Genomic DNA, 25,980 nt, shown 5'->3' with positions numbered 1-25,980 from the left:
GTAAAAAATTCCTGTTCGTGAAACGGACGGATAAAAACTGCCAGATTATATACGGCTTTCTAAAAATTTCACCAACCGTGTGACGAGATCCCCATCCCGGAGCAACTTCTGTGACCAGCTTCGCCCATGTTGCTGCCAAATGGCGCTATATCGGGGCCATTGGGCCCAAAGTTCGCCGCAATCTTCGCCACGGTTGAGAGCCAGATTGAACCGGCGCAGCCATTGAGCGCACTCGGCGGGCAGATCGGATAAGTAGTGGTCAAGGAACTGCTCCAGCTTGACCAGATGGGCCTCCTCCTCCTGTTGGTAGATGTGCCAGAGGAAAGGACGAGCGGCCCACTGGGCCCGCACGAAGGAGTCCTCCCCACGCACCAGATTGAGATCGCAGCTCCACAGCAGTCGATCGTAACCGGCCTGATCGGTCATCGGCAGCAGCTTGATGGTGAGGTTGCCCGAGTGGAGCAGATCCCCCGCTTTGGCTGCAGGGATGGCATCTTCCAGACCGGCACCGGTGAGCACATCGTTGAGAGAGCGCCCCAGCGGCAGCAGCAGGGTGACGGGCGTGGCGCTATGGCACCAGCTCTCGACCAGACTCTTCAGCGCATCGCTCTCGTAGGTAAAGAGGCTGACCCGCAGCTCATTCTCTTGTTTTGGCGGCAAACCGAGGCTGGTCCAGTAGGCGGTAAGTCCCGCATCATCTTGCTGCCACAGCTCCCGTTCGGTGATGAGGTCGTGCTCGCACAAAAGGCCGCCGGTTTTAGCGGTAAAGCCCGGGAAGAAGAAGTATTTGTTGAGGCTTTTATTGCCAACACGCTGGGGCGAGGCGAGGCCGTGGCAATCCTCGACCCAGCTCTCTGCCGAGAGGTACTCCAGATTGATCCAGCAGGGGGGCTTGGGTTGGCTCGCCATCTGCTCGGCTATTCGTTCAATGAAGGGGGTGGGCAGCTCGCAGGCAAAGGCTTCGATCACCACCCTGGCCGGTGTCATGTCGCTCGGCAGGGTCTCATGCCAGTGCTGGATATAGATCCCATCGACCCACTGGCCATCCTGCGCCGGGTCGAGACCCGGACAGATGCGGACAAAGCTTGTCAGATCGTCCACCCATAGCCGCACCTGAACCTCATTGCTAGGTGCCGCAATATTCCCCTCCCGTTTTAGCTGGCGGGCGAGTCGCCAGGTGACGCCGATGTCACCGAAGTTGTCGACGACGCAGCAGAAGATGTCCCAGTCAAACGGGGGCAGGGGAGTTGTCATGGCTCGGGGTTCCAGATGCAAAAAAACCGGTGCGCAGGGTAGCACACCGGTTGACTGGCTTCTAACCGTCAGCGTGTGACGGCGGTCTGTGGCAGGTTACTCCTTGCCGTAGACGTTGTTCTCTTGCTCACGCACCCGGATAAAGGTGGTGCGCTTGGTGAGCTCTTTCAGCTGGCTGGCACCCACGTAGGTACAGGTGGAGCGCACGCCGCCCAGAATGTCGCGCACGGCGTTCTCGACCGGGCCGCGGTAGGGCAGCAGTACGGTTTTACCCTCAGAGGCACGGTATTCCGCGACGCCGCCGGCGTGCTTGTCCATGGCGCTGGAGGAGCTCATGCCGTAGAACTTCATGAAGGGTTCGCCGTCTACATCGACGATCTCGCCACCGCACTCCTCGTGGGCTGCCAACATGCCGCCCAGCATCACGAAGTCGGCGCCGCCGCCGAAGGCTTTGGCGACGTCGCCCGGGCAGGTACAGCCGCCGTCACCGACGATCTGGCCGCCGAGGCCGTGGGCCGCATCGGCACACTCGATGATGGCGGAGAGTTGCGGATAGCCGACGCCGGTCTTGACGCGAGTGGTGCAGACCGAGCCCGGGCCGATGCCAACCTTGACGATGTCGGCGCCGGAGAGGATCAGCTCTTCGACCATCTCGCCGGTCACCACGTTGCCCGCCAGAATGACGTGGTTGGGGCAGGCTTCACGAATTTTGCGCACGAACTCGACGAAGTGTTCGGAGTAGCCGTTGGCCACATCGACACAGATGAAGCGCAGCGCTTCGGACATGGCGAGGATCTGGCGTGTCTTGGCGAAATCTTCAGCCGAGGTGCCGGTGGAGACCATCACATGGCCCAGCAGCGCCGGGTCGGTCTCGTTGACGAAAGCTTGCCACTGCTCAAGGCTGTAGTGCTTGTGTACCGCGGTCATCATCTCGAAACCGGCCAGCGTGCGCGCCATAGCGAAGCTGCCGACGGTATCCATGTTGGCGGCGATGACGGGTACGCCTTGCCATTGGGTCTGAGTATGTTTGAAGGTGAACTGACGGGTCAGGCTTACTTGGGAACGGCTCTTGAGAGTAGAGCGCTTGGGGCGGAACAGGACATCCTTGAAACCGAGCTTCAAGTCTTCTTCGATACGCATTACAAATTCCTTATTGAGCCTTGTTGAAAGTCACTTTTGCAGTGGCAAATTTTCGGCAGGCGCAAAAAAACCGGTGGTTTTCAGGCCCTCCGGTTTACAACAGTGTAGGCAAAAATCCCTTCAGAACAAGACTGATAATTTGTAAATCCTTGTGGTAGCCTTTGGCGTCACAACCTGAGGTTAACCACCAGTTTCATCCAGCACCGTTCGGTGCCTTGCTCTCTTACGATATTCCCGCCCGCTTGGACCGCCGTTCGGCCACTCTTTGTCGTCTCTCTCCTGACCCGCCAGATATTATCCAAGTAGCTGAAATAAATCGGATTGACCCACAATGGGACTGTGGTAGATCTGGGCGCAGGATTGACAAGGCAGGGCAGTAAAATGGGCAAGATGATGGTGGGGATCACCCTGATGCTGGCACTGTGTGGCAGTGCGCTGGCAGAGACCCCGATCAGCTATGGCTGGATCGAGAAGGGACTTATTTTGCCCACCGGCGTGGCGGTGAAGATGAAACTCGACACCGGGGCGCTCACCTCTTCCCTCGATGCACGCTCCATCACCAGATTCAAACGGGATGGCAAGCCGTGGGTGCGCTTCATGCTGGTGGTGACCGATGCCGACAGCGGCAAACTGGTCAAGCAGCAGTTCGAGCGGCGGGTCGAGCGCAGCGTGACGGTGCGCGGGGCGGGCGGTATGGAGCAGCGACCAACGGTGACCATGTCCATCTGTCTGGGGGACAAGGTGTATGAGGAGTGGTTCACCCTGCGGGATCGCAGCAAGATGATCTATCCGGTGCTGCTGGGCCGACGTCTGCTGGCGGAGCTGGGCCCGGTGGACTCCAGTCGAACCTTTACCGTGCAGCCAGATTGTCATTGAAAGTAAAGAGCCCGCATCGCGGGCTCTTTACTTATCGCTTATCTTGCCGGCGGGAGCGGGAGTAACACGCTCACCTCCAGCCCCCCTTCCGGTCGGTTGTGGACATCGAGGTCGGCGCCGTGTAGCTGGGCGATGCGCGAAACGATGGCCATGCCGAGACCCACGCCATCCCCCTGCTGGGGATTGACCCGAAAGAAGCGTTCATACAGCCGGGGCAAGGCGCTGGCGGGAATGCCGGGGCCGTTGTCGCTCACATCCACCCTCACCCGGTTGCCCTCTCGCTGAACCCGCACCCTGATCTCGCCCTCCGGCTGGGTGTAGCGCAGCGCATTGTCGATCAGGTTGCTAAACAGCAGTTCGAGCAGGGTGGCCTGCCCCATCACCAGCTGCGGCACTTCACACTCCAGCGACAGCTGCTGATCCTTCTTGAGCGCGATGGGGGCCAGGGTCGCCAGGGTGCCTTGCAGCAGGTGGCCCACCTCCAGCTCGGTCAATACCAGCCCCTGTTGGTTGTCGATACGAGCCTGGGTCAGCAGTTGGCGGATCAGCCGATCGCTGCGGTCGAGGGCCTGCAGCATCTTGTGCAGGGATTGCTGGCGGCTCACTTCATCTTCGGCAGCCAGGGCATTTTCACTGTGGATCCGCAGCACCGCCAGCGGGGTGCGCAGCTCGTGGGCCGCCTCGTTGGTAAACTGTTTCTCCCGCTCTATGGTCTCCGCCAGCGCCTGCATCAGCCGGTTGATCTCGTTGGTGAGGGGGGTCAGCTCCTGAGCGCTTATCTTGAGGCTGAGCGGGCTCAGGTTGGCGGGGTGACGTTCACTGATGGCCTGGGCCAGCTGACGCAGGGGGGCCAGCCCGCGGGTGATGAGCCACCAGAGCAGGGCCAGCAGGAAGGGCAGGGTGATCAGCAGCGGCAGCATGGTGAGGGTGGCCATCTTGCTGGCCAGTTCGCTGCGCTCGTCGTCCCGCTCGGCCACCACCAGCCAGGTCTGCTCCTGCTGGTTGTAGAGAGTGAAGGTGCGCCACTGGTGATTATCTTTTTCGACCGTGTCGAAGCCGATGGCCAGGGTGACCAGCGGCTGATCCGGGGCGCTGGGGGCGCGCAGCAGCAAGCCGCCCTTTTCATCGAGCAGCTGGAAGTAGAGATTGCGTTCGAACTCGTGGCCGTAGGGGGTGATCTCCCGATCCTCGCCGGTCAGGTTGAGACTGGGGTCTTTTTGCCACTCATCGGGATTTTGCGCCTCCCACTCCTGATAGACGGTGCCGTTGGCGGGCAGTTGCCCCTGCTGGGCCATGTAGCGAGCAAGCAGCTGATTGGTGATGCGGGCCGACTGGGCGAGGCGGGCATCAAACAGCTCCTCCATTTCGTGGCTCGCCTCCATGTAGCCGATAAAGGCGCTGATGGTAAGACTCAGGCTCACCAGCGTCAGGATACCGGTGAGCAGAAAGCGGCGAATGGAGCGGGGACGTTTCATCGTGCGGGTGTCCGGCTTGGCTGTTCGAGCTGGGGAATGATGTAGCCGACCCCGCGAATATTGCGGATGAGGTCGCTGTAGAACTTCTTGCGCAGATGGTGGATATGCACCTCTACCGCGTTGCTCTCGGCCCCTTCATCCCAGCCGTAGAGGCTCTGTTGCAGCTGATCCTTGCTCAGCACCCGGCCGCTCTGGCTGATCAGCTCCTGCAGCAACTTGTATTCATGGGGGGTGAGTTTGACCGCTTCCCCCTGATAGGTGACCTGCTGGGATTCGGGATAGATGAGGATGTCGCCATACTCCAGTACCGCCTGAGCCTGCCCCTTGCTGCGACGAACCAGGGCGCGCAGGCGGGCGTTGAGCTCCTGCAGGGCGAAGGGCTTGACCATGTAGTCATCGGAGCCGGCATCAAGGCCGACCACCCGATCGTCCAGCGCATCGCGGGCGGTGAGGATCAGCACCGGCAACTGGTGGCCTTCACGCCGCAACTTGCGCAGCAGGCTGAGGCCATCGATGTCGGGCAGGTTGAGATCGAGGATCAGGGCGGCGAACTCGTCGCTCTTGAGGGCTGCCAGAGCGGGCAACCCCTGTTGCAGCCAGTCCACCGTGTAGCCGCTATGGCGCAGTGCATCCTGCATACCATCCCCCAGCATCACATCATCTTCCACCAGCAGGATCCGCATTCTTTTCTCCCTGTTTGTTGGGTGTGGCGATCTGGCTCAGCGCCAGGGCGTGCCGTGGCATAAACAACCCTGCCCACCAGTATGCAAGCTGGTGGGCAGAGTTTAAATAGTTCTTTGATCCATCAGGATTTTATAGCTTGGCCAGCCGATCGCGGATCTCCATTCTGCGCCCTTCGTCGGCCACTTCGCGGCCCGGGCGAGCCGGGGCGGCCAGCGCCTTGTCGAGATAGGTTTTGGCCTCGGCCTTGCGACCCTGATCCAGCAGGAAGTCGCCATAGAAGAAGTTGGGGTCGATGCCATCCGGATTGATGGCCAGCGCCTGCTTGAGCAGCTGCTCTGCCTTTTCGTCATCGCCAAAGCCGACCGGCCAGCCGGGCACCTGATAGTAGAGGGAGCCCAGACTGGTGTAGGCAGAGCCGTCCAGCGCCTTGGGATCCTGCTTGAGCGCCAGCTCCAGCTTGGCTTTGGCCTCTTTCACCAGACCCAGTGCCCCCAGCCCCCCTTTGGCCCCCGCCCAGGTGCTCTTGACGATGGCCGACCAGATCAGCAGATCGGCGCGAAAAGGCTCCTTGGCGCTGGCCGCTTCGGCCTGGGTGCTCAGGGTTTCGAGGCAGCTCTCTTTCGCCTTGCCGCTCTGTTGATACTGGCAGACGGCCCACTGTTGCTGGATGGGGACGAGGGCATCACCCGCGGCCATGACTGAGGTGGATCCCAGCAGGATGGCGATGGCACAAGAGGTCACTGATTGACGGGAAAAATTCATATTAATGCTCCTTCTTGGTCGGGATCGGGCGGGACAAGTCTGGTTGTAGCGCACTGTTTGCGCCGGCATCAGCCGTCCCTGGCTGAAGATGACGGGCATAACGTTTGATGATTGGCAACTGTCTGGTCAGCGCCTTGTCGACGATGCCGGGCAGCAGGGCATTGAGCCGCACGAACAGTTTTTCCGGCCAGCCGAGCCAGCTGCGGCGGGTTTCGTTGCACAGGGCGATGACCGCCTCTTCGGCCACTTCCTGCGGGCTGTCGGTCTGGGTGCCGAGCGCCGCATTCATCTCGTAAGCGGCCTCAGAATTGAGCTTGGTGCGGGTGGCGCGGGGGGCAAAGTGCAGCACCTTGATGCCGCTCCCCTCCAGCTCCCGTCCCAGCGCTTCGCTAAAGCCGCGCAGGGCAAATTTGCTGGCGCAGTAGACGCTGTAACCGGGGTAGCCGATGCTGCCCAGGCTCGACCCCATGTTCATGATGATCCCCGGCTTGCGCATGGTTGGCAGCAGGGCACGGGTGAGCTGGATGGGCGCCTCGATATTGAGCAGCAGCTGGCGCTCCACCTGCTCGAAGCTCTGATCTTCCAGCCAGGCAAACTGGTTGCAGCCAGCGTTGTTGATCAGGATGTCGATCCCATCCTCCAGCGCCGGGTGTTGCAACAGCTTGGCCCGCTCCTGCGCAGAGCCGAGGTCGGCGAGCACCACCTGATGGCGCTCGGGGTGGTGCAGTGACTTGCACAGCCGCTCCAGTGCCGGGCCGCGACGACCGTGCAGCAGCAGGTGTGCCCCCTGGGCCGCCAGCTCCTGTGCCAGCTCCTCACCTATGCCACCGCTGGCGCCGGTGAGCAGCACGAGTTTCCCTTCAAGGTTCATGGTATGGATTCCCTTTTTGCTGTCTGCTGCCGACTTATGGTGTGGCGGTGAGGTTGTAGAGCATCTCGCCGTAGAGGCGATAGACCACCTTGGCCCCGTGGATGATGGCGGCCTGATCTGCCGGGCTCTCGACCTTATCCATCAAGGATTCAAAGAACTTGAGGTGCTCCTGATCCAGGGCGCCATGGGAGCTCAGGTAGCTCATCGCCTGGGGTGGCAGGCCGAGACCCTTTTTCAGCTGGTCGGCGACGGTGAGGGCGATGGCGACGCTGGTGCCTTCCAGCACCTGTACCATGCCGAAGAAGCCCATGGGGTTGCCGCGCTGGATCTGGTCGTAGAGGAAAGCGACCATCAGCTCGATGGGCAGTCCGGGCTGGCCGTGGCGCACCGCCTCGGCATCACCGCCACAGGCGCGGATATCGTTGAGGATCCACTCCTGATGGCCATACTCCTCGTCGATGTACTCGGCAATGGCACCGCGCACCCACTCGTACTCCTGACCCAGCTTGCCGCCGGTTGCCATCAGCAGCGGAACTGTGTGGCGCACGTGGTAGTAGGCCTGCGCCAGAAAGGCGAGATAGGTGTCACGGCTGATATCGCCACGGCGGCAGGCTTCGATAATGGGGGCGTTGAACAGATGCTCGCGCTCACTGGCTGTAGCTTGTTGCAGAGTCTGGTAGAAGCTCATGACGATTCTCCTGTAAGGCATTGGCTGATTTGCCGGGAAAAGTGTTGGTAAATCTCGTTGCGACGGGGGCGCCCGTTGGCGGTCAGCAGCCCGGGATGTTGATCCAGCGCCACCGGCAACCAGTGGTGCAGCCGGGCATAATCGGGCAGCCGCTGGTTCAGACCGGCGATCTGGTGGGGCAGATCCGCCTCTTTGCCCGGCAGGGGCTGGATCAGCGCCACGTTGGCAGGCTGGCCATCGCCAAACACCACGATGCGGGCGATGGCGGGGCAGAGCTGGGCCTCGGCTTCCACCCACTCGGGGGAGAAGTTGCGGCCAAAGGCGGTGATCTGGACATTCTTCTTGCGCCCGGTGATATGGAGGTAGCCCTCATCATCGAGATGACCCAGATCGCCTGTGGCGATCTGCATGGCAGAAGGTTCGCCAGTGGCGATCTGTTCGGGAGTCGGTTCGTTGCTGCCGAGATAGCCCAGCATGGCACTGCCGCTCACCATAATTTCGCCGTCGCTGGCGATGGTGACCTGACAGTGGGGCAGGGGGCGGCCGACGCTGCCGGGCTTGTCAGCATCCGGGCTGTTGAGCGCCACCACGGAGCCACACTCCGAGAGGCCATATCCCTCATACACCGGCAGGCCGAGCTGGCGGGCATGTTTGATCAGGTCGGGGGCCACCTTGCCGCCACCGACGGCAATAAAGCGCAGGCTCTTGAGCTGTTGGGCCAGCGTTGGGGTGCTGATGCAGAGCGCCAGTAGCAGGCGCAGCAGTTCGGGCACCAGCACCAGACTGTGGGTCGACCAGCGCAGCAGCGCTTCCCCCAGCATGGCCGCATTGAGCGAACTGGAGCCGGTGAAACCGAGCTCCCCGAGGGACGGAATGCGGCTGCAGGCGCCGGTCAGCAGCGGCACATAGAGGCCGGTGATGTTCTCAAGCAGGGTCGCCAGCGGCAGCAGGGTCAGGTGTTTTTCCACCTTGGCTGGCGCAACCCGCTCGGCCAGCGCATGGCTTACCGCCATCATCTGGGTCAGTAACAGGCAGACGCCCTTGGGCTGGCCCGTGGTGCCGGAGGTGTAGGTGATCTTGGCAGTGCCCTTGGGAAGCGCCGGTCGATTGGCCGGGATATAGCGCCAGAGCGGCAGCTCGCCGGTGATCAGCGAGAGCGGCTCGGCGGCATGCCACCCCTGATGATATGGCCCCACCAGCGCATCGGCGCCGCTGCTCTCCAGCAACCAGGCCTGCTGGGCCTGACTGAAGAAGTGGGGCACCGGAATGACCACGATACCGGCACGGGTGCAAGCGAGATCCAGCAGCGCCCAGGGCAGGCCGTTGTCCAGTTGCAGCGCCAGACGGCTGATGTCGAGCTGTTGCAGCTGGCTGGCCAGACGCTGGATCTGTTGCCACAGGGTCTGGTAATCGAGACGCTGCTGGCTGCTCAGCAGCGCAGGGGATTGCGGATCCTCGTGGGCATGTTTGGCGATGGCGTCGAACAGGCTCATTGGGCGCACCTTTTTTGATGGGTCTGGTTATCACTGCTCTTGCTGGTCTCGTCAAACAGGGTCGGCATGGGGGCCAGCAGATTGAGCAGCAGGCTGCGCTGGGCGAGCACCTCGCGCCCCTGATTGATGTCACCCACCATCACCTTGGGTTGGCAGCGGTAGTACTCACCCCAGGCATCGGCGTCGGCTCCCACCTGATGGGCCTGTGCGGGGGCCAGCTCCACCGGATTGAGTTGCAGGCGGGCAAAGCTGTTGCGCAGCTTGGCTGTGCCGGTAAAGACCACGTAGTCGAGGGCGTTTTCACATAGCAGACGACACAGGGCCGCGAACATCAGGCGGGCATTGCCCGGTTCGCTGCAGGCCAGATTGCCCACTTCGATAATGCGGTTGCGTGCCGGATAGACTCCGAGGCGGGTATTGATGGCGGCCTCGATGGGTTGCTCCAGATACTGTTCCAGATAGAGAGGCCCCTCACTGGCATGATTGAGACCACAGGCACCGACCAGCGTCCCGTCCGCCCGATAGAGCCCCAGCAGACAGGGGAGGAAATGGGGGATGCGGGCGTTGAACTCGAGGGTGTAGGCTGCCTGGATATAGGTTTGCAGCGCCATGACCTGCTGCGGGGACTTGGCTAGCAGCAATCGGTAGGGGGCCTGGATCTCGATGGTCATGGGTGACTCCTTCTCTTGCGATGGTTTGAGAGTAAAAGGGCAAACTTAAGAAACCCTTAAGGAGCAAAAAAAGTTGTCAGCGAGCCAGCGGGCAGGCAATCTGCGCCGCTGTTATCCAACAGGAAGCCCCCAAGAGGAACCGCCATGTCATCCACCGTCAGCTGCCCCCTGTGTGCCAGCCATCGCAGTTATCCCCTGCCGGTGGCGGGCAAACGCTATCATCGCTGCCTCGCGTGCGAGCTGGTCTGGCTGGATGAGGCGGATCATCTGGATGAGGCGGCGGAGAAGGCGGTCTATGACGGTCACGACAACCGGGTTGATGATCCTCGTTATCGCACTTTTCTTATGCGGGCATTTGGCGAAGTGCTGGCGCGGGTGCCGCTACCTGCCAGTGGTCTCGATTTTGGCTGCGGTCCCGGCCCTGCGCTGGTGGCTATGGGATGCGAGGTGGGTTACGACATGGTTGGGTATGACAAGTTCTACGCCGACTTTCCCGAGTTGCTGACGCGTCAGTATGATTTCATCACCAGTACCGAGGTGATCGAGCATATCGCCGAGCCGCGCACGGTGCTGGCGCAGTTGTGGGATTGCCTCAAGCCCGGCGGCCTGCTGGTGCTGCAGACCCAGCGGGTGCTCAGTGACGAGCGGTTCAAAAACTGGCGCTATCGCCACGATCCGACCCACATTGTCTTCTTTGCCGAGGCATCGTTTCAGGTGCTGGCCGCTCGCTGGCAGGCCGAACTCAGTTTCCCCCACGCCGATGTGGCGGTATTGCAGAAAGGCACGCCCTGAGGCGTGCCTTCGTCTGTTACTCGTCGGGTTCGCCCGGCGCTACTCCTTGTAGCCCTTGTCCTGCCACTGGTAGTACATCAGGGCAGATTTTACGCCAATTGACTTGAACGGCTCTGGCGGCAGCCACATTGGCAGCGTCTGCTCTGCGTGGTTGAACCAGGGATGTTCCTTGCCCTGATAGAGGCTGGCTACGATGTCGCCAAACAGGAAGGAGAGGTTGATGCCGTGGCCGTTGTAGCCGAGGGCGTAGTAGATGTTCTTGTGAGCCCCCATTACCCCCACCGCTTCGGTGTTGTCACCTGTCATGCCGAGCACCCCGTCCCACACCTGCTCAAACTTGATCCCCTTGAGGGCCGGATAGAGGGTCACCAGCTCGGTCATCATCATCTCGCTGACCCGATTGAGATCTCCCTTGTAGTTGAGGCCATCGTTGAAGACGTACTCGGCATTGCCACCGCCGATGACGATGCGGTTATCCGGGGTCAACACCAGATGGAACAAGATGTTGCGGGTGTCGTAATAGGGCACCCGACTCTGCCACTGGATGGCGGCCAGCTGTTTTTTGGTAAGCGGCTCGGTGACGGCGCTCTGGGCGTGTACCGGAAAGAGCCGCCCGCTGAAGTAGCCAAGTTTTGAGGTATAGCCGTTGGTCGCCAGCACTATGCTGTCGGCGGTCACCTTGTACTTGTCGGCTACATTGAGCTCGATCTGCTTGCCCTCCTTGATCCCCATTACCGGGCTCTGCTCGTAGATGGTGACGCCCGCCTGCTCCACCGCCTTGCGCAGGGCATTGACCAGTTTCATGGCGTGTACTTGGCCGCCATTGGGGTCGTAGACCGCCCCCACGTAGCGGTCGGTGCCGAGTTTTTCCTCTGTGGTATCGGCGTTCCAGTACTGGAGCGGGATGCCGAGGCGATTGGCGGTTTTCACATAGTCGCGGTACTCGGCGATATCCTCCTCATCGAGGATCGCCTCCACATAGCCATCGAGCTTGAGGTCGGCCTCGACGCCGGTTGAGGCGACCAGCGCCTGCAGCTTGCGCATGCTGGCGACGGTGAGATCGTAGTGACGTTTGCTCGCTTCCCCCTCTTCGTAGAGGTCCATCACCTCGGAGCCCGGCAACACCATGCCGCCGTTGCGGCCCGAGGCACCGCTGCCCACCTGTTTGGCCTCGAAGATGGCGATCTTGAGCGACGGATTGGCCTTGGCCAGATGCCAGGCGCTGGAGAGGCCGCTGTAGCCGCCACCTATGATGGCGATATCCACCTTCATGTCTTGCGCCAGCGGGGCACTCTCCTCTGCCGGTTTCTCCTTGAACCAGTAGCTGGTGTTGGGCTCAAAGTCGCTCATCTTGGGGCCGCAGGCGGCGAGGAAAAAACAGCTGATGCACATGGTCAACGCTCGTTGGCAAAGGGTGGTCGGATTCATCTTCTACTCCGGTTACAGATATAAAATATCAAATCATTTCATCGGGTTGGGCGGTATTGACCCGGCGGCCTATGTCTCGCAGCCGGGCCAGCTGATCGGCAAGACCGGGCCCCTCATCCAGGCTGGTGACAAAGTTCCAGAGGTAGGTCATCACAGCATAGACATGGCCTGCCGAGACCTGGGGTTGGGCCATCAGCATGGTGATGGCCAGCAGGAACAGCAGGGAGGCGCTGATGCCGACCGCCAGAAAAGCGAGTGCCTCCCGATCCGAAATCCGGATTCGGAGCCAGGCCAGCGCGCGGTAGTGGCGGGCGAGGCTGGCTGACTGGGCATGGGTGACCAGCTTGACCTCGTGTTCCAGCCGATCGTTGAGCCGCTCGTGCAGCAGCTGGTTCTTGCGCGAAAAGCCGGGCAGCAGCAGGCCGAACAGCAGCAATACCCCCATGCAGGCGATGCCGACCCAGAACTCGATCACCATCAGCATCACGGCCGCCCCGACGATGGAGATCAGGCTGGTGGCCAGGATCGGGATATGTTTCTCGAAGAAGTCGACAAACTCCCGCGCCAGGGTGACCCGCGCCACTATGGTAGATTGCCCCTCCTGCTGCTGGCGCTGGGTCAGGATCACCGGCACCGCCAGTGCCGCATAGATATGGGTAAAGGTGCGGGTATCGACCGCCCGGCGCAGGGCGCCAATGAGCCAGAACAGCAGCACGATGAGGGCGTAGCTCGAGGCCTGCAGCCACTGGCCCTTGACGATGGCGTCGATGGCAAAGCCGGCGAACAGGGGATAGACCACCAGCAGGATGTTTTCGAGGGCCACCAGCGAGAAGGTGCCCGCCAGCTTGAGGGGATTGGCCCGCGCAATCGCCCCCAGCGAACGACCGGCCGAGTGTGGCAACGGCGTGGCCTGCTCGTCGCAACTGGCTGCCGAAGTGGTTGGTGTTGTCATGGGTTATCTCCTAAGATGTCGGAAACGCTAAGTTTGAGCGAGTGCTCAAAGTTTGTTTGAGCGACTGCTCAAAGTCAAGCAGATCGATGGATATCGCAGGAGGTCAGATGGCACGCCCATCAGCAGAACAGCGCAAAGAGATGATCATCGAGGCCGTACTGGCCCTGTTTCGAGAGAAGGGGATGGCGGCATCGTCAACCCGTGATATTGCCGAGCGCACCGGTCTGGCGCGCAGCCACGTCTACCACTACTTCAAGGATTGGAAGGAGCTCTGCCTCTGCGCCGTGGAGCGTTTCACCAGTCAGGAGATAGCCGAGCAGCGGGAGTGGCTGTTGCCGCTGCCAGCCCGCGAAGCGTTGCCGCTCTTTGTGCGGGACAACCTGCCGACCAGTCAGGATGCCTCCTGGGCCATCTATCTGGATGCCTGGAACGAGTCACTGCGCGACCCGGTATTTGCCGAGAGCTACCGCAAAATCATTCTGGCGTGGCGCGAGGTGCTGGAGCAGATCCTGCAAAAGGGGATCGACAGCGGCGAGTTTGTGGCGGGCGATGCCCAGCGACTGGCGCGTCAGATCACCTCCCTCATCAACGGCTATGCCGATGACCTTATTCTGGAGCCGACACCCGAGACGGTAGAGGCCACTTATCAAGAGATCATGCTGGTGGTCAATCAGCTGGTCTTGCCCCCGGCCCACTCATAGCGGCGCAGGCACACAAGGGCGGGGAGGCATGCCAGCGTGGTGCCTCCTCCGGTTTTGTTGGCCATCCGCCGGGCGCGCGATGGTCATATACCAGGGAGCGGTTGTTGATGTCGATTACCCATTTATCACTGCAAGATGCCCGTCATCTGCAACTGGCGGCGCAGGGGCTGCTGGCCCCCCGTCGCAGCAAGGCGACCCCGGCCGATCTGCTGGCCACCATTCGCCGCATGGCGCTGCTGCAGATAGACACCATCTCGGTGGTGGCGCGCAGCCCCTATCTGGTGCTCTTTAGCCGGCTTGGCCAGTACGAACCGCGTTGGTTGGAGCAGCTGCTGGCCGACGGCGAGATCTTCGAATATTGGGCCCACGAGGCCTGCTTTGTGCCCCGCGAGGATTACCGGCTGTTGCGCCATCGGATGCTCGACCCTGCCGCCATGGGCTGGAAGTTTTCGGCCAACTGGCTTGCCACCCATCAGCAGGAGATTGGCCAGCTGATCGAGCGTATTCGCCAGCATGGTCCGGTGCGGGCGGCTGACTTTGAACGCACAACCGGCAAGGGGAACGGCTGGTGGGACTGGAAGCCGGAGAAGCGCCATCTGGAGGTGTTGTTTACCACTGGTCAGCTGATGGTACGGGAGCGGCGCAACTTTCAGCGGGTCTATGATCTCGCCGAACGGGTGCTCCCCGAGTGGAGCGACCAGCGGGATCTGCCGAGCGTCGAGCAGGCCCAACGGGATATGGTGCGCGCCAGCTGCCGGGCGCTGGGGCTGGTCAAAACTGGCTGGGTTGCGGACTACTACCGGCTGCGGCGCGGCAAATATGACGCCCTGCTCCATCAGCTGGCGGACGAGGGGGAACTGCTGCCGGTACGGGTAGACGGGTGGCAGCACGGCGCTTTTGTGCACGCCTCGCTGGCCGATGAGCTGGCAAGGGCGCAGGCGGGCACCCTCAAGGCAACCCATACCACCGCCTTGTCGCCATTCGACCCGCTGGTGTGGGATCGCAAGCGGGCCAGTGAACTGTTCAATTTTGACTATCGCATCGAGTGCTACACCCCTGCCCCCAAGCGCCAATACGGCTACTTCGTGTTGCCCTTGCTCCATCGCGGCAAGCTGGTGGGCAGAATGGATGCCAAGGCTCATCGTCAGCAGGGGATCTTCGAGATCAAGAGCCTCTATCTGGAAGCCGGGGTGAGAGTGACCCGCACGCTTGCACAGGATCTGGCGAAAGCCCTGCAAAAGCTGGCTGACTGGCACCAGACACCGCAGCTCCGTTATGGTGCCATTCCGGCCAATTTGCTGGCGTTGTGGCATGAAAGCGCCCCTGCAAAGTGAGATCTATCCCTTCTGGGCTAAGCTGCAAGAGGGATAAACAGTTCGGGAGCGGGAGATGAAACGAGCAGGAACATGGTGGGCGGGATTGGCGATGGCTATCTTGTCCCCCGCGCTATGGGGGCAAGAGCCGCCAGTGAAGATCTGTCTGGGGGAGGGCAACGAGTGGGCCCCCTTTACCTACTGGGAGCGCAAGGACGGGGTGCCCGATACCAGCCGCCTGACCGGTTCGGCGACGACGCTGGTGCTCGATGCCCTGCAACAGAGCGGGCTCTCGCACCAGATCCGCTATCTGCCTTGGGCGCGGGTGCAGCAGGAGCTGGCGGATTATCACCAGAACGGTCTGTGCGAGCTGACCTGGGATGCCAGCTACAAGCCGGAGCGGGCCGAGTTTGCCTTCTATAGCGTACCCCTCTATTACACCCACCTCGGTTTCTTCTATCTCAAGCGCCGCTACCCCGAACCGCCGGATCTGCAGACGGTCAATCGTTCCCGGGTGTGCGGGGTGATTGGCTACAACTACACCCCCTACGGGCTTGCGCAGGAGCCACGCCGGGTCAAACAGTTGCAGCAGGCGCTCGACATGCTGGAGCGGGATCGTTGCGACTTTCTGCCAAGCGAAATCGAACCTCTGGTGGCAGGCATCAGCCTTGGCATCTACCGCAGCGAGAGCGGTTTGCTCAATCTTGCCCTGCCCAGCCGCAAGGGGTTCTATCTGCTGGTGAGCAAGGGTTCCCCCCGCGGCCACCAGTTGGTGAACATCCTCAATCAGTCGCTGGTGGCGTTTCAGGAAGGGGGGCATGCCGACGAGGTGATGCGCCGTTTCTTGCCACCGATGGAGTAGGTGCTCATCAGGAAATTCAGGTGAAAAGGGCCAGCCTGAGCAATCCGGCTGGCCCTTTTCACCTGTTCAGGAGGATAAAAAAACCGGGCACAGTGCCCGGTTTTCTCAATCAGTCGGTGTGATTACTGGAACAACAGTACCATCAGCAGACCGACGGTAATGGCAGATACCAGGAAGGCAAAGCCATAGAACACATAGTGGTGCAGCTTGGTGGTGTGGATCCCCAGATCGTGCAGACCGTGGTAGATACGGTGCATGCCGTGCCAGATTGGCAGGGCGATGATCACCAGCAGGATGCAGGCACCCCACCAAGAGCTGGCGAACGCGTGCACGCGGTCATAGCTCATGGTTTCCACGTCCATGATGCCCATGGGCACCAGCAGACCGGTGATGAGGACAATGACCGGCAGCAGCATGGCAACGACCATGCCACCCGCACCAAACAGACCCCAGTAAATTGGTTCGTCAGAACGTCTCATTGTTTTCTCCTCAGGCCACGATGATCAGGACAAGCAGGGATACCACAGCCAGCGCCACATACTGGGCGATGACGATCGGTTTCTCCGGCACCAGGTCTTCACCACGGAAGATACGCATGGCTTTCGGCGCCAGAGCGAACCAGGTCTTGGCATGGAACAGGCAGGCTGCCAGCGCAATCACGTGGAACAGGATGGCGATCGGGCTTTGCAGGGACTCCAGCCAGCCGTTGAACGCTTCCTGACCCTGTACCAGACGCATCAGACCCCACATCAGCACAACAGCGTAGATGGAGACGAAGATACTGGTGCCTTCGCGGATCATGTAACCGGTGTAGAAGGCGTTCTTCAGCCACCAGTCTTTCTTCATTTCGCGGACGTAAGGTTTACGTTTGCTTTCAGTGTTGTTCATGGTCTCAATCCTGCTCTCAATCTGGCTTGAACATGGCGATCATGTAGTCCTTGGCACTTTCTACCTTGCCAAGCTGGATGGCCGCTGCCGGATCGACGCCCTTCGGGCACACTTCGGAGCAGTAGCCCACGAAGGTACAGCCCCAGACGCCTTCGTCCTGGCTGATGATGCGCATCCGCTCTTTGGCGCCGGCATCACGGTTGTCGACGTTGTAGCGATAGGCCAGAGCCAGTGCCGCCGGACCGGTGAAATTCTTGTTGATGCCGTACTGCGGGCAGGCCGCGTAGCAGAGACCACAGTTGATGCACTGGGAGAACTGCTTGTACTTCGCCATCTCTGCCGGAGTCTGGATGTATTCGCCATCGCACAGGTTGCGCGGCTCGCTCGGGATGATGTACGGCTTGATGCTCTCCAGCTTCTCGATGAAATCGGACATGTCGACCACCAGGTCGCGCTCGATCGGGAAGTTGTTGAGCGGCTCGATGGTCATCTTGCCCGGCAGATAGTCGCGCAGGAACGCTTTGCAACCCAGCTTGGGAACACCGTTGACCATCATGCCGCAGGAGCCGCAGATCGCCATCCGGCAGGACCAGCGGAAGCTCAGGGTAGAGTCCAGGTGATCCTTGATGTATTGCAGCGCATCCAGCAGAGACATCTCTCTCTGGTAGGGCACCTGGAAGGTCTGCATCCAGGGCTCGTTATCCTGCTCCGGACGATAGCGCAGGATTTCAATTTCAATCATCTCAGCCATTCTTCTTAGCCTCGTCTTGTTTCTCACCCTCGGAGCCGTACACGCGTTTTGCCGGCTGGGACTTAGTGATCTTCACATCGGAGTAATCGATGGAGGGCGTTTCGCCATTTTTGTAGAACGAGAGCGTGTGCTTGAGGAAGTTCACGTCATCGCGCTCTTCGTAACCATCCAGACGCTGGTGGGAACCGCGGGACTCTTTACGATTGATGGCGGAGTGCGCCATGGCTTCAGCCACGTCCAGCATGTAACCCAGTTCGATGGCGTACAGCAGATCGGTGTTGAAGACAGAGGACTTGTCGTTGATCTTGACCTTCTTGTAACGGGCTTTCAGCTCGTTGATCTTGTCGATGGTGCCCTGCATCAGCTCTTCGGTACGGTAGATACCGACACCGGCTTCCATGGACATGCCCAGCTCGTTGCGGATATCGGCCGGGTTTTCGGTACCGTCTATGTCCATCAGGGAGAGGTGCTGCTTGATGAGCGCCTCGGCCTTGGCGGCCAGCGCTTCGGTGTTGCCATGCTTCTGAGCCTTGGCAAATACACCGGCCTGCTCACCTGCCAGCTTGCCGAATACCACGATCTCGGACAGGGAGTTGGAACCCAGACGGTTGGCACCGTGCAGACCGACGGAGGCACATTCGCCCGCGGCGTAGAGGCCGGGCAGACGGGTGGCACACTTGTTGTCAGTCTCGATACCACCCATGGTGTAGTGGGCAGTCGGACGTACCGGGATAGGCTCTTTGGCCGGATCCACGTTGACGTAGGCTTTGGCCAGTTCGCAGATGAACGGCAGACGCTCTTTCAGGTACTTCTCGCCAAGGTGACGCAGGTCGAGGTGAACCACATCGCCCATCGGGCCCTGAATGACGCGGCCTTTCTGCTGCTCTTGCCAGAATGCCTGGGAAACGCGATCGCGCGGACCCAGTTCCATGTATTTGCTCTTCGGCTGGCCAATCGGGGTTTCCGGGCCCAAGCCGTAGTCTTGCAGGTAGCGGTAGCCATCCTTGTTCAGCAGGACGCCACCCTCACCACGACAACCTTCGGTCATCAGGATGCCGGTGCCCGGCAGACCGGTCGGGTGATACTGGACGAACTCCATATCACGCAGCGGTACGCCGTGACGGTAGGCCAGTGCCATGCCGTCGCCGGTGACGATGCCACCGTTGGTGTTGTAGCGATAGACACGGCCAGCGCCGCCGGTTGCCACGATCACGGATTTGGCCTGGATGAAGCGGGTGATACCGTTCTGGATGTCGAAGGTCAGTACGCCCTGAACGCGGCCGTCGTCCACGATCAGATCAAGACAGAAATGCTCGTCGAAGCGCTTGATGCTCGGGTATTTGACGGAGGTCTGGAACAGGGTGTGCAGAATATGGAAACCGGACTTGTCTGCGGCGAACCAGGTACGCGGAACCTTCATGCCACCAAACGGACGCACGTTGGCTTTGCCATCCGGCTTGCGGCTCCAGGGGCAACCCCAGTGCTCCAGCTGGATCATCTCTTTGGTCGCGTTGTTGACGAAGTATTCCACTACGTCCTGCTCGCACAGCCAGTCACCACCGGAGACGGTGTCGTTGAAGTGGTTTTCGAGGGAGTCGTCATCACGGACGACACCGGCGGCGCCGCCTTCGGCAGCAACCGTGTGGCTGCGCATCGGGTAAACCTTGGAAATCAGGGCGATGTCCAGGTCTGGCTGTGATTCGGCTATAGCGATAGCGGCGCGTAAGCCGGTACCGCCAGCACCGATGATGGCCACATCGGTCTTGATAATATCCACATCTGCCTCCTTAGGGATAGATTTGCTGGGCACGATTTTGCTCTATGAAAAAAATTCAGGCTTGATGCAAGTCAAACTGCTAGGTTTTATTCCCTTTTTATTGGTTATTTTTCTATAAAACACCCAAATCCCTGGATGAAAATGTCGTTATTATCGTCATTTTTTGGTGTTACTGAGCAGTTGAACACCTAGCTACGAGCACTTTAACTTCTGGATTGTACGTAGTTTTCTTTCAATAAAATGCGAATCACCTCTCTTTTTAGGTACTCGCGAAAAAAATTTTAAGTTTTTTATTGTAATTTTTTAATGAGAATTATTGGCATTTATCTGCTCGGATAGAAATAGGTAATCCGAAGTGCGGCGGTGACCACGGCGGTGATCTGATAATTCCAGACGAATTTCAAGGATTTCAAGGCGGGGTATTTGGCTGGTAATGTGAGATTACCCACTGAAAATTAAGCGCTATTTAGAAAAATAAAAGGGGCCTGAACGGCCCCTTTTGCTCATGCTCAAATGCGGAACATGCCGACCTGATTGCTCAGTTCACCCGAAATATTTTTAAGTTGTTCAGAGAGATGGCGTGAGCTGTCCGCATCTACCGCCAGTTCATCCGAGACATCTTTCACCGCCTGAATGTTGCGGCTGACCTCGTCGGTCACCGCTCGTTGCTCTTCCGCCGCGCTGGATATCTGGGTCGCCATGTCGGAGATCTGATTGATGGAGGAGGTGATCTGTTCCAGCGCCTGGGTGGCGTTGTTGGCATCATCCACGCTGTTCTGGGCCAGCAGCTGTCCTTCATGCATGGTGCTGACTGCCCCCTGGGTATTGCGCTGCAGGGTCTCGATCATGCTGCGGATCTCGACGGTGGAGCTGTGGGTACGCTGTGACAGCACCCGCACTTCGTCTGCCACCACAGCGAAACCCCGGCCCTGTTCGCCTGCACGGGCTGCTTCGATAGCTGCGTTGAGTGCCAGCAGGTTGGTCTGTTCGGCGATGCCCTGAATGGTGGAGAGGATGGTGTTGATCTCCTGAGCGTTTTTCTCCAGTTCCTGAATGATGTTGGAGGCCTGTTCCACCTGGGTGGCCAGATCGGTGATGGAGCGCTGGTTGCGGGCGATCACCTGCTTGCCATGTTCGCAACTGCTGCTAGAAGAGCGGGCTGCTTCGGCGGTCTGTTCGGCGTTGCTTGCCACTTCAACGGCTGTGGCCGACATCTCGTGTACTGCAGTAGCGATCTGGGAGATTTCGTTTTGCTGACGTGCCAGCCCCTGATTCGCCTTCTCCGCCATGCTGTGGGAGGATTTGGCCTGCTGATTAAGCTGGGTCGAGGAGTTGGAGATATCCTGCACCATCACATGGATCCGGTCGATGAAGGTGTTGACGTGCTTGGCAACCGCGCCCACCTCGTCTTCCCGCTCGATCTTGATGCGGCGGGTCAGATCACCGTTGCCGCGTGAGAGATCGGCAATCGCTTCGCCCAGGGTTTTCAGGGGTGCCAGTGAACCATTGATGGCGACATAGGAGAAGCCAGCCACGATCAGTATGGTGATAAGCCCCTGGATGAGGGAGGAGGTGACCATGCTGCGCACCGACTGATAGGCGGTCTCCTCATCCACCATCATGCCGTAATACCAGTTGGTATTGGGGATTGCGTTGAAGTCAAAGACCTCTTTCTTGCCACTGATCACCAGCTCGTTGATCATGCCGTCATGGGCGATCTGGTTGATGTAAGAAGCGGTCAATTCAGGGGCCAGTGCGGTGGCAGACTTGAGACTCAACGAGGCATCCGGGTGGGCGATGATGGTGCCATTGCTGTCCACCAGCATGGCGTAGGTGCCCTCGGTGGTGACCGCAAGAATGTCCGAGATCAGTGAGCTGATGGATACGTCACCGGCGATGACGCCCTGAGTGTTGCCGCGCTGGAACGGCTCGGCAATGGTGACAATCAGTTGTCCGGTAGAGATATCCGCATAAGGGGCAGTAATGACCAGTTTGCCAGCTGCCATCGCATCCTTGTACCAGGGGCGTTGACGGGGGTCATAACCGGCAGGGAGGTTGGTGGGCTTGCTCTGGATCATCTTGCCATCGGCAGTACCGGCATAGACCAGGTCGAATCCACCTGCATTCATGGATTGGGCCAGATGGCTGATGGGTTCATCCTCTTTGGTGAAAGCCTCCTTGGTGGTGCTGACGATGGCGATACGGGAGTCAACCCAGCGGGAGATCCCCTTGACGTTGGCCATGGAGCTTTCGTCGATGATATTCCAGACCAGCCGCTGGGTTTCGCTGCGCAGTTGCGAGGTGTTGTACCAGACCTGTATCCCGGTGATCACCAGAATGATGACCCCGATAGCCAGGACCAGCTTGTTTTTAATCGATAAGTTCATAGTTACATCCTTGTGAGCGTCAGTCTGAGTGTGTGGAAACTGGTTATTGTTATGTGCCTGTTCTTATCGGCTGAAGTTGAACTCTTTGTATCCCGATCAGCTATTTAAAGTTAGTGCCTAAATCAGAGCTTATCCATATGTGTATCCTTGTCAGGTGGCTACAGGAAACGATCTGGACGATTGGTGAAGATTCCATCGACCCCCATGCTGGCTAGTTTTTCATAATCTTCATGATAATCAACGGTATAAACTAGAACCCTTAATCCGCGTTGATGTGCATCTTCCACCAGTATCCGGTCGACAAAATCCACGTCGCAGTTAAGTGACCAGGCCCCCAGCTCATCAGCAAACAGCGCCAGGTTGAGTGGCAGATTGGCGGTCAGGGCGCCGAGGCGGATATCGGGCCGCAAGGCGGCAAATCGGGCCAGCTCCGGGTGATGGAAGGACGAAACCACCCACTGCTCTGGGGTAAAACCAAGCTCGGCCTCTGCCCTTCGGGTCAGGGATGCCACTGCGTTAGCGGTATCGGCACCCTTGAGCTCGATATGCAGCTCGCAGCGTCCGGCGATAATCTCCATCACTTGCCACAGGGTCGGGATCACCTCTCCCTCACCGGCATCGAGTTGCTCCAGATAGGCTCGTGATTGTTCAGTCAGCACCCCCTTGCCGTTGGTACAACGCTCCAGCCTCCGATCGTGAAATACCCATAACTCGTCATCTGCTGCCTGTACATCCAGTTCGATGGCACTGACTCCCAGCGTCAGTGCTTTTGCCATCGCCTTGAGGGTGTTCTCCGGTGCCAGACCGCTGGCGCCACGATGGGCAATAATCTGCATGTTCTGCTCCTTTTACCTCGCGGATCAGCCGCGGCTCAGGTGAATGTCGATCTGTTGATGGGGCAGGGTAAGTCCCTGCTGCTGCATCTTCTCCAGCACCAGCGAGTGAACCTCGTGAGTGATGGGCATCCGGTGATCCATGTTGTTGACGTAGAGGCGGATCTCGTAGATCAGTGCCGAGTCGGTGAATTCGATCAGGAAGACCTCGGGCGTCGGCGTCTCCAATACCAGGGTCGATGCCTGGATGGACTCTTCCAGAATGCGCTGCACCAGTTTCGGATCCCGGGTCAGGCCGATCCGGATCCGCAGTTTGACCCGGGTGATGGCATCGGAGAGCGACCAGTTGATGAACTGCTCGGTGATGAAGGCCTTGTTGGGCACGATGATCTCCTTGCGATCCCAATCCACTATGGTGGTGGCCCGGGTCTTGATCTTGGTGACGGTGCCGGTGAGATCGCGGATGGTGACGGTGTCACCGAGCCGGATCGGCTTCTCAAACAGAATGATGAGGCCGGAGACAAAGTTGGCGAAGATCTCCTGTAGACCGAAACCCAACCCCACCGAGAGGGCGGCGACCAGCCACTGGGTCTTCGACCAGTCGATGCCGAGCATGGAGAAGCCGGTGAGGGCGCCGATCAGGATCACCAGATACTTGCTGGTGGTCGTGAGGGCAAAGCCGGTACCCGGGGAGAGGCTGAGGTGTTGCAGCAGGGTCAGCTCCATCAGTCCTGGCAGGTTGCGGGCAGTCACCACGGTCAGAATGAAAACGAAGGCGGTCAGCATCAGATCCTGCAAGGTGATGGCCGAGAGCTGCTCGATGCCGCCAATCTTGCTGCTCACCTGCCACACCTCGATATTGCTGAGGAAACTGAAGGCGGAGTTGAGATCCGACCATTGCACCACCACCAGCATGGTGAATCCCAGCATCAGCAGGGTGCGCACCAGTCCCAGCGACTGGGCGCTGATGGTATCGAGATCCAGCTCAGTCTCTTCCACCACGTCCGGGGTCTCGGAGCTGAGCTCGTCATGCCCCTCTTCCCGGCCGCGCTGGGCCAGGATCTCGGCCCGCTTGCTCTTGGCACGCTCGAAGGCGAGGCGGCGGCGCTGGATCAGCATCCAGCGTCTGGCCAGATAGTAGACCAGCAGGCAACCCAGCCCCATCAGCAGGCTAAGCTCCAGCTGGCGCAGCAGGGTGCGCGAGGTATAGAAGTAGCCAAACAGGGCGCCGATCACCGCCAGCAGCGGCGCCAGCATCAGGCTGTTCCAGATGAAGTGGTGCAGCAGATGGGGCTTGGTCATATCGGTCTGGCCCCAGGTGAGCGGCAATCGCTCCCGGTTGAGACGGGCAAAGAAGAGCAGCAGCCAGAGTGCACCGATCATGAAGGCCATCCGGCCGAGGGAGTCGTAGAAGGCGTGCTCCTGATAGCTGTTGGCCATCCCCTGCACAAAGAAACTCGGGATCAGCACCAGCAGCAGGGTGCGAAACTGCCCCCATACCTTTTGCACCTGTTCCCGGGGCCAGCGGAAGTGGTGGATCAAAATCCCCCGCTCCAGTGTCAGATGGCGGGCCATCACCAACGCCAGCAGCAGAAACCAGATCTCGCCAAGGCCGCGCGCCACAGCCACCGCAAACGGGTATTGCCAGGCCCCTTCGAGCAGGCCGCGCACCATCAGCACCATGGCGGGCAAGGGGAGGGCGGCAAGCAGGGAGCGCAGCAGCAAGCGGCTGGTGAGGCTGAATTTGTCCTGAGTTACCTTGCCGATCCGCGGCGCAATATGGTCGCAATAGAGGCTCAGGTGACGGGCCAACTTGAACCAGCTCCAGGCCAGCACCAGCAGACCAATACCGGCCAGAGTGAGGCTCAGCGGGCTGTTCTCGGCGATGGCATAGGGCAGTTGCAACCAGTTGTCCGGGTTGAAGGCCAGTGTCAGCGCGGCAGGAATACCGAGCATCACCTGTGGGGTAAAGGGGCGCACATCCGGCATCCAGAACAGGTGGCTGGCGCTTATTTCGCGGATCTCGTCGATCTTGCTGTTCTGACGGCTGTAGAGCAGTTTGAGGCGGGTCTGCTCCTGAATGAGGGTGTCTGAGGCGTCGTTGAGCCGGGTCAGCAGCTGGCGCCGGGCCTTGAGCAGGTTGTCGAGCACCGCTTGCTGCGGCCGATCGAGCGTCACCTCCTCTTCGGCCATCAGCTTGTCGCGCAGCTGGCGGGTATCCTTGAGCCCATCCTGCTCGCTCTCGTACTGGTACTTGGCCATGCGGGCGCTGACGATGGCGGACTCCAGCTTGTCGAGGGGGAACTGAGGAGGCAGATCGGAGAGTTTGCTGCGCAGGTTCTCGCCGTAGGCATTACTGATCTGCAGCCACTCCAGCTGTTCGCGTACCGAGTTGACCAGCTCATTCAGTTCAAACAGATTCTTGTCGACACTGCGCTGTTCGTCCTGCACCCGCTCAATCTGATCCTCCAGCGTGCCGAGCTGGATGGAGAGCGCCTGATTCTGCTGTTGCTGCTCCAGCAGCAGCGGCATGTCGGTGGTGAGCTGTTTGCGCAGCCGTTCGCTCTCCTCCAGCGCCTGCTCGGTCTTCTCCCTACGCAGCTGGTTCTGCTGGGTAAGCAGGCTGGCTTGCCACTCATCCTCGTCGGCGATAGCCAGATTGAGCTCCTGCAGTTTCAGCTTGCCGAGATCGTTGCGCTGCTGGGCCGAGAGTTGCTCCAGCTCCAGCATCTGGATCCGGTCGGAGAGGCTCTGCTCCTTCATTCTGGTCAGCAGCAGCTGTGCCTCCTGCTGGCGATCCGATTCGCTGCTGAAGCTCAGTCGCTCCAGCTGGCTGCGGGTCAGTTGCAGCTGTTTGCGCAGATCGTCCACCCGCAGGTGATACTCCTGCCCGGTGCTCTCCAGCTGGTTGAGGCTATCCATCACCCCCTGCCGCTCCTTGCGCAGGTTGAGCTGACGGTTGCTGCTCAGACCTATGGCCTGGCGCAGCGCCTCCTCCTTGAGGCTCGCCAGCTGCGGGCGAGCTGCGGGCTGATAGTTGTGCAGGCTCTCCTTGAGGCGCGCCGACTCCTTGGGGTAATCGATGAGGATCTGCTGATAGGCTTTGCTCTGCTCCCGGTAGCGCTCGGCCTCTCTGGCAAATTGCAGCGCCTGCTGGTAGCTCTCCCGCAGCTTCTGGTTTTCCGGGGTATCGCTCTTGGGCACGCTCTGCAACAGGGATTCGGCCTGGGCAATGGCATCATCGGCGCGCACGGCTGGCGACAACAAGATAAGGGAGAGCAGCAAGAGGGTGAGCAGGCGTTGCAACATGAGGCTCGTTTCCGTTCAGAAGAGGTGGCCCTAGCCTAAAACAGGGCAGGGAGGCGGGTAAAGCAGTCTATAT

General features: G+C 59.9%; 23 protein-coding genes. 5 read left to right on the top strand and 18 right to left on the bottom strand.

Annotated elements, in window-relative coordinates:
- Positions 1–45: 45 nt before the first annotated feature.
- Both earP and G5358_RS09050 read right to left on the bottom strand, forming a co-directional pair.
- The gene (gene earP, locus G5358_RS09055) at positions 46–1,254 is read right to left on the bottom strand and encodes an elongation factor P maturation arginine rhamnosyltransferase EarP (RefSeq protein ID WP_421323974.1); all 1,209 of its coding nucleotides are present in this window, start codon (positions 1,252–1,254) and stop codon (positions 46–48) included.
- Positions 1,255–1,350: 96 nt separating this feature from the next.
- Positions 1,351–2,394, bottom strand: a complete 1,044-nt coding sequence (locus tag G5358_RS09050) for a GMP reductase (protein WP_005348017.1) — start codon at positions 2,392–2,394, stop codon at positions 1,351–1,353.
- Between the two features lie 381 nt (positions 2,395–2,775).
- Here G5358_RS09050 and G5358_RS09045 point away from each other — a divergent pair, with 381 nt between their 5' ends.
- Complete coding sequence (locus tag G5358_RS09045; protein ID WP_323924952.1) at positions 2,776–3,270, top strand: ATP-dependent zinc protease; 495 nt, start codon at positions 2,776–2,778, stop codon at positions 3,268–3,270.
- A 38-nt stretch (positions 3,271–3,308) separates the two neighbouring features.
- Here the strand turns inward: G5358_RS09045 and G5358_RS09040 are convergent, their stop codons facing one another.
- The 7 genes from G5358_RS09040 to G5358_RS09010 form a co-directional block, all read right to left on the bottom strand.
- Positions 3,309–4,745, bottom strand: a complete 1,437-nt coding sequence (locus tag G5358_RS09040; protein WP_421323973.1) for an ATP-binding protein — start codon at positions 4,743–4,745, stop codon at positions 3,309–3,311.
- Complete coding sequence (locus G5358_RS09035; RefSeq protein ID WP_005335091.1) at positions 4,742–5,428, bottom strand: response regulator; 687 nt, start codon at positions 5,426–5,428, stop codon at positions 4,742–4,744. Before G5358_RS09035 ends, G5358_RS09040 begins: the two co-directional genes overlap by 4 nt.
- Positions 5,429–5,558: 130 nt before the next feature.
- Positions 5,559–6,191, bottom strand: a complete 633-nt coding sequence (locus tag G5358_RS09030) for a tetratricopeptide repeat protein (RefSeq protein WP_421323972.1) — start codon at positions 6,189–6,191, stop codon at positions 5,559–5,561.
- Between the two features lies 1 nt (position 6,192).
- A complete protein-coding gene (locus G5358_RS09025; RefSeq protein ID WP_421323971.1) occupies positions 6,193–7,062 on the bottom strand; it encodes an SDR family oxidoreductase in 870 nt (289 codons plus the stop codon).
- A 34-nt stretch (positions 7,063–7,096) separates the two neighbouring features.
- On the bottom strand, positions 7,097–7,750 hold the full coding sequence (locus G5358_RS09020; protein ID WP_064340823.1) for a TenA family transcriptional regulator: 654 nt from the start codon (positions 7,748–7,750) through the stop codon (positions 7,097–7,099).
- The gene (locus G5358_RS09015) at positions 7,747–9,243 is read right to left on the bottom strand and encodes an AMP-dependent synthetase/ligase (protein WP_216953042.1); all 1,497 of its coding nucleotides are present in this window, start codon (positions 9,241–9,243) and stop codon (positions 7,747–7,749) included. The genes G5358_RS09020 and G5358_RS09015 overlap by 4 nt, the downstream gene beginning before the upstream one ends.
- A complete protein-coding gene (locus G5358_RS09010) occupies positions 9,240–9,914 on the bottom strand; it encodes a thermostable hemolysin (RefSeq protein ID WP_139463518.1) in 675 nt (224 codons plus the stop codon). The genes G5358_RS09015 and G5358_RS09010 overlap by 4 nt, the downstream gene beginning before the upstream one ends.
- A gap of 144 nt (positions 9,915–10,058) precedes the next feature.
- On the opposite strand from G5358_RS09010, the gene G5358_RS09005 reads away from it, so the two are divergent.
- Positions 10,059–10,706 carry a class I SAM-dependent methyltransferase gene (locus G5358_RS09005; protein WP_421323970.1) on the top strand — a complete coding sequence of 216 codons (648 nt, stop codon included), beginning with the start codon at positions 10,059–10,061 and terminating at the stop codon, positions 10,704–10,706.
- 39 nt (positions 10,707–10,745) lie between these two features.
- Here the strand turns inward: G5358_RS09005 and G5358_RS09000 are convergent, their stop codons facing one another.
- Together G5358_RS09000 and G5358_RS08995 are read right to left on the bottom strand one after the other, a co-directional pair.
- Positions 10,746–12,134, bottom strand: coding sequence for an NAD(P)/FAD-dependent oxidoreductase (locus G5358_RS09000; protein WP_421323969.1), 1,389 nt, complete (start codon positions 12,132–12,134; stop codon positions 10,746–10,748).
- A 28-nt stretch (positions 12,135–12,162) separates the two neighbouring features.
- Entirely contained in the window at positions 12,163–13,086 is a 924-nt protein-coding gene (locus G5358_RS08995) for an ABC transporter six-transmembrane domain-containing protein (RefSeq protein ID WP_236768812.1), read from the bottom strand.
- A 107-nt stretch (positions 13,087–13,193) separates the two neighbouring features.
- On the opposite strand from G5358_RS08995, the gene G5358_RS08990 reads away from it, so the two are divergent.
- The 3 genes from G5358_RS08990 to G5358_RS08980 all read left to right on the top strand — a co-directional run bounded on the left by G5358_RS08990 (position 13,194) and on the right by G5358_RS08980 (position 15,962).
- Entirely contained in the window at positions 13,194–13,787 is a 594-nt protein-coding gene (locus G5358_RS08990; protein ID WP_421254228.1) for a TetR/AcrR family transcriptional regulator, read from the top strand.
- Between the two features lie 107 nt (positions 13,788–13,894).
- Positions 13,895–15,121: a winged helix-turn-helix domain-containing protein gene (locus tag G5358_RS08985; protein WP_421254227.1), complete on the top strand. Its 1,227-nt coding sequence runs from the start codon at positions 13,895–13,897 to the stop codon at positions 15,119–15,121.
- A 91-nt stretch (positions 15,122–15,212) separates the two neighbouring features.
- Positions 15,213–15,962 carry a substrate-binding periplasmic protein gene (locus G5358_RS08980; protein WP_421258036.1) on the top strand — a complete coding sequence of 250 codons (750 nt, stop codon included), beginning with the start codon at positions 15,213–15,215 and terminating at the stop codon, positions 15,960–15,962.
- Positions 15,963–16,084: 122 nt separating this feature from the next.
- On the opposite strand, the gene frdD is transcribed toward G5358_RS08980, so the two are convergent.
- The 7 genes from frdD to mscM form a co-directional block, all read right to left on the bottom strand.
- Entirely contained in the window at positions 16,085–16,441 is a 357-nt protein-coding gene (gene frdD, locus G5358_RS08975; protein ID WP_227342095.1) for a fumarate reductase subunit FrdD, read from the bottom strand.
- Between the two features lie 10 nt (positions 16,442–16,451).
- Entirely contained in the window at positions 16,452–16,850 is a 399-nt protein-coding gene (locus tag G5358_RS08970) for a fumarate reductase (protein WP_033112664.1), read from the bottom strand.
- 16 nt (positions 16,851–16,866) lie between these two features.
- Positions 16,867–17,601: a succinate dehydrogenase/fumarate reductase iron-sulfur subunit gene (locus G5358_RS08965; RefSeq protein WP_421323968.1), complete on the bottom strand. Its 735-nt coding sequence runs from the start codon at positions 17,599–17,601 to the stop codon at positions 16,867–16,869.
- Positions 17,594–19,378 (bottom strand): fumarate reductase (quinol) flavoprotein subunit, encoded by a 1,785-nt coding sequence (gene frdA, locus G5358_RS08960; RefSeq protein ID WP_421323967.1) that lies wholly within the window; start codon positions 19,376–19,378, stop codon positions 17,594–17,596. Before frdA ends, G5358_RS08965 begins: the two co-directional genes overlap by 8 nt.
- A gap of 509 nt (positions 19,379–19,887) precedes the next feature.
- On the bottom strand, positions 19,888–21,765 hold the full coding sequence (locus tag G5358_RS08955) for a methyl-accepting chemotaxis protein (RefSeq protein WP_421323966.1): 1,878 nt from the start codon (positions 21,763–21,765) through the stop codon (positions 19,888–19,890).
- A gap of 158 nt (positions 21,766–21,923) precedes the next feature.
- Entirely contained in the window at positions 21,924–22,601 is a 678-nt protein-coding gene (locus G5358_RS08950; RefSeq protein ID WP_216953048.1) for a glycerophosphodiester phosphodiesterase, read from the bottom strand.
- Positions 22,602–22,625: 24 nt separating this feature from the next.
- Positions 22,626–25,907, bottom strand: coding sequence for a miniconductance mechanosensitive channel MscM (gene mscM, locus G5358_RS08945; RefSeq protein WP_216953049.1), 3,282 nt, complete (start codon positions 25,905–25,907; stop codon positions 22,626–22,628).
- Positions 25,908–25,980: the final 73 nt, after the last annotated feature.

This window comes from Aeromonas sp. 604176 (assembly GCF_049170755.1).
Classification (GTDB): domain Bacteria; phylum Pseudomonadota; class Gammaproteobacteria; order Enterobacterales; family Aeromonadaceae; genus Aeromonas; species Aeromonas veronii_A.
Note: the sequence above shows the minus strand (reverse complement) of the source record. Positions and strands in the feature narration are given on the sequence as shown.